This is a genomic window from Rhizobium sp. LjRoot98 (assembly GCF_964252935.1).
Classification (GTDB): domain Bacteria; phylum Pseudomonadota; class Alphaproteobacteria; order Rhizobiales; family Rhizobiaceae; genus Pararhizobium.
In genome coordinates this window covers 20,818-27,341 of the sequence record NZ_CAXUPW020000025.1, presented here as the reverse complement: position 1 = coordinate 27,341, position 6,524 = coordinate 20,818, and the positions used below count along the sequence as shown (strand labels likewise).

Below are 6,524 nucleotides of genomic sequence, written 5' to 3'. Positions count from 1 at the left end.
CATACTTAGAGGTGGCTCACTTCTCGGTGGAAAAACCGGCTCAGTTCCGCGTGAAAACCAACAAGCCAACTTTGATCGTGCACCTGCGTCATATATCAACATATGATATAGAACAAATCAAAACACAAGTGGTTCCGATCGAGAGGGTTCGCGAATTCGCGTAACCATAATCAGGAACACCTCCGAGAAGTTTCCAGTTTATCCGTTGAAATGGAGAAGCTATGAGCAAGCCCTGATTGCCGAAAGGCTTCCTCTGCCATTTGCTGGAACCTCTTCGCTTTGTTTGTACCGCTTTTGCCGTGGTCTCGCGATGGCTGGATCCTCCGCCCTTTCGCAAGGCAAGTAGAGATGCTTTGGGCTAAATCTCCCAGTGATTACGATAGTATTGTTATGCGTTATCAGCGTGTTATGGGCGGAGTTTATCGGCTATTCCGTTAATTTAGGATGTGGGGTGGGGGTCGTACTAGCTAGGAAAGGAGACCCAATTAGCTGTTTGCGTGACAGGTGCGGCCATCATGGCGTCATGTTAGATTTGGGCAAGTATCGCACCTGGGGTAAGGACGTCTATAGCTCCTCAGTCTGTCCAGCACTCGATGGCGGAAAGTGTAAGGGTGCAACTGCTGAGCCTGTGGTTGTTTCAAGTCTGATAGATATCTCAGCATCTTAGAGATTTCAGATAAGCACTAGTGGTTCGAATCCCGTCAAGGCGAACCCGTCCTGCAGCTTTGTCCGCCGCTGTTGTGTAAGTGCCATCCTAATCAGAGACGTGCAAGTAAACTACGGATCCCATCAGATTGAAACAGGTGACGCGTGCTTGGGTTCCCGCGCGTGCATCGATTGCTGCCCGCACGCGAGTGGGCACATGAGGCCCCCCGGGCAAGAATCTTGCATGAAGATTTTTCTCCGGCTGGCTAAACATCTTCTGGCATCAAATCGATGAAATCCTGTCAATTCATCTCGACACGAAGGGGCGTCTTCCATAGCGTCAAAGCTCACGGGTTGCGCATGACCATCAGGCCTTGTGCTGTTGCTGAACCGGAGCGCATTTTGACTGACAAGATTTCCACTCCCGACCTGCCGGAAGGCGACTACCCTTTCATCGACCGGCACTATCCGCTGGCAGAGCTGGCAATGATCGAAGTACCGGAAGCGCTGAAAACCCTCCTGATCGAGCAGGCTACGCGTAATGGTACCAGCATCGTCCGCGATGCCCCGACCGAACTCCGGTGCGTCAGCGAGCAGTTCGGAAATGCAACGTTCCTCATCTATTGGCCGTATGGGCATGACATGCACATGCTCGCGCCAGCGCAGTTCCGGAAGGGGAATGCGTGATGACCACGCCTCGTCAAATGTACAGGTCCGGCACGCACGTTCTCCCGGTTGAATCTGGACGATGACGTTCATTGAGCTGACGACCAGCCAATTGGTCGAACTACGTTTCATGCGAGGGTGTCAGTGAGGGAAATAGCTGCCGATAAGCTTGCTCAGGCTGACCTGATCGTCGACGCGATCTATCAGGGCGGGCGCAAGGGAAATGCCGGAGACGATCCGCTGCCGCGTCTGATGCGGGTCGACAGTCAGGGAGGGTTCCGTAAACGCGGCAAGGTCAAGGCAAAGCTCGAGATGCTGGTGCTGAGAACAAGCATGGACGATCCCGACTGGCCCGATGCGCTCGATGCCGATACCGGCGTCTTCACCTACTATGGCGACAACAAGGAGCCGGGGCGCGACCTGCATGAGACGGGCCGCGATGGCAATCTCATACTCAAGACAATATTCGAGGACAGCAGGTCGGGACAGGCCGGAAGGGAGGTGGTACCGCCCGTGTTCCTTTTTGCTAAGACCGGCACCTACCGCGACGTGAGATTTCTTGGGCTCGCGGTTCCCGGTGCAAGCGATCTTGATGCCTCGGAGGAGCTCGTGGCAATCTGGCGCAACGTCAAGAATGAGAGGTTTCAGAACTATCGTTCCCGATTTACCGTTCTGGACGCCGCAGTCATGTCTCGAAAATGGATCGACAGCATCATTACCGGCCAGCCGGATCACTCGCAGGCCCCGCCTGCCTGGCTTGCCTGGCGCAAGACGGGAAAGCGGACGCCACTCATCGCGGCTCGAACACTTGAATACAGGAGCCGCAGTGAACAGCTGCCCTCCGACAAGGAGGGCCAGGCCATGATGGAAGCCATCCGTGTTCACTTCAAGGGTCGCCCACACGCGTTCGAGTATTGTGCCGCTGCTTTAGCGCGTCTCATGGTCCCCGACATAGCTGCGCTTGACGTTACCCGGCCGTCTCGCGATGGAGGGCGTGACGCGGTTGGCCAGCTCAGGGTGGGGTCAGGTCCAAGCGGGATTCTTGTCGATTTCGCGCTGGAAGCAAAATGCTACGCCCCTCCAACGGCTGTTGGTGTCAAGGACATGTCCCGGCTGATCTCAAGGCTTCGCCACCGGCAGTTCGGGGTTCTGGTCACGACGTCCTGCGTCGACCTGCAGGCCTACAAGGAAATCAAGGAGGATCAGCATCCGATACTGGTCATTGCAGCAGCAGACATCGTGGAACTGTTGCGCCGCAATGGGCATGGTAGCACCCAGGCCGTCTCGCGGTGGCTGGTGGAAGAATTTCCGGCCGACGTCTAAGCCTCAACATCTTCGCCGACGCCAGCCAGCCGCGGGTACTGCTGCATCAGGCCTGCGTTTTCAACCGCCGCTAGCGCTTCCAGGGCGGGCTTCGCCTGCTTGGCGGTGGGCTTCTGCTCCCAGCCGCCCACGGCATATCCTGCCAGTTTCCGGCATATCCCCGCAACCCGTAAGTGAATGATGCCAGCCTTCTGTCCACGTTCGGCAGCTTCCAGCCAGGTGACGGCGGAAACCTCCATGCACTGCGCAATCCGCTCATAATCAAACGCTGAGCGCGCCTCACCCAAGGCCATCATCTCGCCGGGTCTGCCATCCTCGGCGTAGGAAAGCTCGGGGGGCAAGGGATCAATTAACGAAGGCAGCCGGTCCCTTGCCGTCTGCCAGCAATCCGGCTTCTTAAACCATTCGCTGGGATTCTTCTGACCAGCCGTTTCACGAAGCACGGAGTCGATCTGTGGCGCCCAGCTGCATATCAGCTGCTCCATCTCGGAGGTGAGGTTCTGCCTCGACCATATCCCTTCAAAATCAATCCGGCCACCCGATCTGTGTGAGAGACCCGCGACGACATAGGCGGTGATCTGCGCCCCATACGCCGGAAACTTCATGCTTTTGATCTTCCTTTCCGCGGCGCGATAGAGGACCGCAAGTGCAATCAGCCGCCTGAACCAGGGCTGGTCGGGCGTCGGAAGGGGCTCATCCCTGAGCCTCTGCATGAAGTATTGAAAGTTCTTCTGTCCTCCAAGGCAGACCTTGTCAGGCAGTCCTGACCAGGCGCTGAGATACCGCGCCACATCAAGCTTGCTGAGACGCCGGTGTTTGGGGGTCTGCTGCCGGAACGTCTTTGCGTCGGACTTGCGATAGGCTGCCTTGTGCTCGGCCGCCAGATAGGAGCCGCGGGCCCGCTCGTAGAACCATCTGCCCTTACCGTCGCTGAGCCATGCCGTATTGGCAAGGACTTCAACCTGCTGGTGGAAAGGATCATTCGCTGAAAAGTCGGCAAGCTGGACCGTATTTTGCCGATTCGCGGCACGGGAGATGGCCGATACCATCTCGCTCAGATCCGCCCCGCCCACCTTTATTATCTTCACTGGGACAGAGACATGTTCAAGGTCTGAGTCCTTTCGTCCAGCGCGATGAAGAGAAGCGGTGGTTTGTCCGCCGTTGACGATCTGCAGGCCCTTCAGCGATCTGATTTCGAGATTCCCAGACTCGCCCTGGCCGACTTCCAGATCATCAACCGTCGCAACGATACCGTTGTTATAGGCAAGGAACATTGTCGGTTTCTTGACAATTGTCTCGCGCAGCTCGGCATTGACGCTCTTGCGGCCCTGAAGCCCCAGAAAGGCTCGAACGTTCAGCTCGAGAAGGCGCACGCCGTAGCGCTCATAGACCTGCGACAGGACTTTGCCAGGCAGCACGGCGAGATAGGCATCGTAGTCGTCGTTCTGTGCGGGCACATGCAGGCACTGCAGACCCCGCCCAGCAAGTGCCACAAGATCGACGGAAATGTCTTCGCGGGTTTCACCCTTTCCGAGCACCCTGAAAAGCCTGGTGATGTCGTAGGCCTCGAACTCGACAGGCTTGCCTTTCCATTCAGCCGGTGACGTGATGTTGCCCACCGTACCGTCGGTCAGAAGAACGACACGGATCGCAGTCAGCCGTTCGGCGTCCGCTTCAATGAGCCTGGCGAGATCGCTGGCGTCGGTATTTGCCGGCTCGAGACTGGAAGCCAGACCATCCACGCAGGCGCTCGCGAACCGGAGAGCCCGTTCCAGAGCCTTCATAACATCTGCCGCGGGTATCCGCGCCCCATCGCGGTCGCCTGAATATTGTGTCGTGAAGAGGTCAAGTCTTCCGCGTTCCTCGTCATAGGCATAGCCATCGATGCGGTACGCAACATTGCGCCCACGTCTGTCCTTGAAATTGCCCGTTTGGTAGACCGGGAAGGTCTCATCGAAGTGCCCGGCTTCCTCGAGACGCTCGAGGATCATTGCAGTGAAGATGTTCACTGTAAACGGTTCTGCAGCTGAAACGGTCTCCTCGACTTCGCTGACAAGATCCTGAAGAAAATCCATTGTCGGGTCATCAGCCATTCTTTTCCCCCAGGTTGAATGCAGTGAGGACATCCGAGATATCGCGCGAGTATGGACCAATCGCCCGTACGTCGAGTGTATAGGATGCCTCAGTAATGGCTGTGGGCATATCTGCCCGAACCAGTCGTGGAAACCCTTCAGAGACCGCGTAGCAGCCCATCGTGCGAAGCTGAATCCGGGGTGCGCTTCGGGCATCGTCATCATCGGGCAGAAGGCCACGACGGATGACGGCGTTATCGAGCGCATGGCGCGAAGCGCCATCCTCAAGCTGGCCTTTCAGCGCTGTCAGTACGTCCTGAAGGCTTCTGCCCGACGGGTTCTCTATGAGCTTGACGTGAACAAGATCAAGAAGCCTCAGGCCGCCCGTATCGAGCTGATCGAGCCTGGAGATCTTGATCTGAGCAGACGGTCCCAGCCCGGTCTTGACTTCCAGGGCATGGCCATCGCTTACAAAATCATGAAGACCATCAGCCGGAGCGCTCCAGGACATCAGGAGGCTGCTGTCGAGCTCCAGCAGCTTCTCAAGTAGCAGCAGTTCCCCGATGAGGCCGATCGTCTCCGAGCGTGACAGGCCGCCCGTCCGTTCACGCAGAAATCGCCGCCAGGCGTCAAGCCGTGAAAGGAAATGATCCAGCGCGCACTCCTTTTGGGAGAGTTCAACGGAGGCGAGGAGGTCGGCGCAGATGGTCGAAAACAGGTCCCGCCTGGCATCGTCTTCAAGGGAAAGGACGAGGACCGGGGTTCCCTCGTGAAGGATCGAGACCAGTCGCATCCCGCCCAGTTCGAAATGACCGCCTGGAGGAGCCGTCGCGCCCAGCATGAGACACGGTGCATCGTCATCTGCCCGCCTTCCTGCGTGAATCCCGAGGGGAAGCCAGGTTGAGATCAGTTTGCTCCGATACTGCCGGGCAAGCGGACGTATCTGACCAAGGTCGTTCCAGGCATCGTTGAGGTTGGCGACCCAGTCCGTCATGCATCCTCTCGCTGAAGAACGCTGTTGATGCGATAGACGCGTTCATCCGCTGCTTCGCTATCTGGAAAGCTCACAACCACGCTGATCACGGGGCCAATACCATATTAATCCTATTTACTGGGTCGGCGGTTCACTTTGGTTCAAGGCGGGGGTATGTAGACGTAACCAACCGGGTTGAAATCACCCACTACTAGCCCGAGAGGGCTTCGGCGTCGACGACCTTGGGATCAACGTGTGCGGTTCATCAACCGCCTCTTCGCGTTACCACTCGTCGCCGTCAGCAGATGAGACGAGACCCGCCGCAGCGAGCGTCGAAGAATTTGAACGCTCGTTCGATGCGACTAAAACGCATGTGGCGCCTTGCTCTTCACAGCACCTTTTCCATGCGGATTCCGCCCCCGCCTGTTCCCAACTCTGACCAGCCGGAGGCGAGGTAGAAGCGCAAAGCAGTTCTGGTGCTGACCAGCTTTCCCAAAGAGAAGCCCGCATTGCGGAACGAGTCCTCCAGCGCGGCCAATAGCGCCTTGCTCACTCCCTGAAAGCGGTGCTCGGGGGCTACGTAATTGAGGACGATGCTGTCGCCGGCGACTGCTCCCACCCCAGCGATTTCGCCGCTGACTTCTGCGACCCAGACCGTTTGATCCGGATTATCCATCATTTTACCAACGCCTGCTTCGGACTTGTTTTGCGTCCATTGGCGTAGGCGGCCTGAATCGTTTCCATGATCCTCAGTACAAAGGCATGTAATCGAGGCGGTCAGCACCCGGCTTATCGCCGGAATGTCTGTTGTGCTTGCTTTGCGAACGGTGACCATCTGTCTTGTC

5 protein-coding genes are annotated in these 6,524 nt (G+C 57.4%); 2 read left to right on the top strand and 3 right to left on the bottom strand.

Annotated features, from left to right (window positions below; all coding sequences use genetic code 11):
• The first annotated feature begins 1,047 nt into the window (after positions 1–1,047).
• Positions 1,048–1,332 carry a hypothetical protein gene (locus ACSQ3J_RS30395; protein WP_436041061.1) on the top strand — a complete coding sequence of 95 codons (285 nt, stop codon included), beginning with the start codon at positions 1,048–1,050 and terminating at the stop codon, positions 1,330–1,332.
• 123 nt (positions 1,333–1,455) lie between these two features.
• Positions 1,456–2,634, top strand: coding sequence for a restriction endonuclease (locus ACSQ3J_RS30390; protein ID WP_436041060.1), 1,179 nt, complete (start codon positions 1,456–1,458; stop codon positions 2,632–2,634).
• Here the strand turns inward: ACSQ3J_RS30390 and ACSQ3J_RS30385 are convergent.
• The 3 genes from ACSQ3J_RS30385 to ACSQ3J_RS30375 form a co-directional block, all read right to left on the bottom strand.
• Positions 2,631–4,709 carry an AIPR family protein gene (locus ACSQ3J_RS30385; RefSeq protein ID WP_436041065.1) on the bottom strand — a complete coding sequence of 693 codons (2,079 nt, stop codon included), beginning with the start codon at positions 4,707–4,709 and terminating at the stop codon, positions 2,631–2,633. The genes ACSQ3J_RS30390 and ACSQ3J_RS30385 overlap by 4 nt on opposite strands.
• A 10-nt stretch (positions 4,710–4,719) precedes the next feature.
• Positions 4,720–5,700: a PD-(D/E)XK motif protein gene (locus ACSQ3J_RS30380; protein WP_436041059.1), complete on the bottom strand. Its 981-nt coding sequence runs from the start codon at positions 5,698–5,700 to the stop codon at positions 4,720–4,722.
• 367 nt (positions 5,701–6,067) lie between these two features.
• On the bottom strand, positions 6,068–6,514 hold the full coding sequence (locus ACSQ3J_RS30375) for a GNAT family N-acetyltransferase (RefSeq protein WP_082510224.1): 447 nt from the start codon (positions 6,512–6,514) through the stop codon (positions 6,068–6,070).
• Positions 6,515–6,524 lie beyond the last annotated feature (10 nt).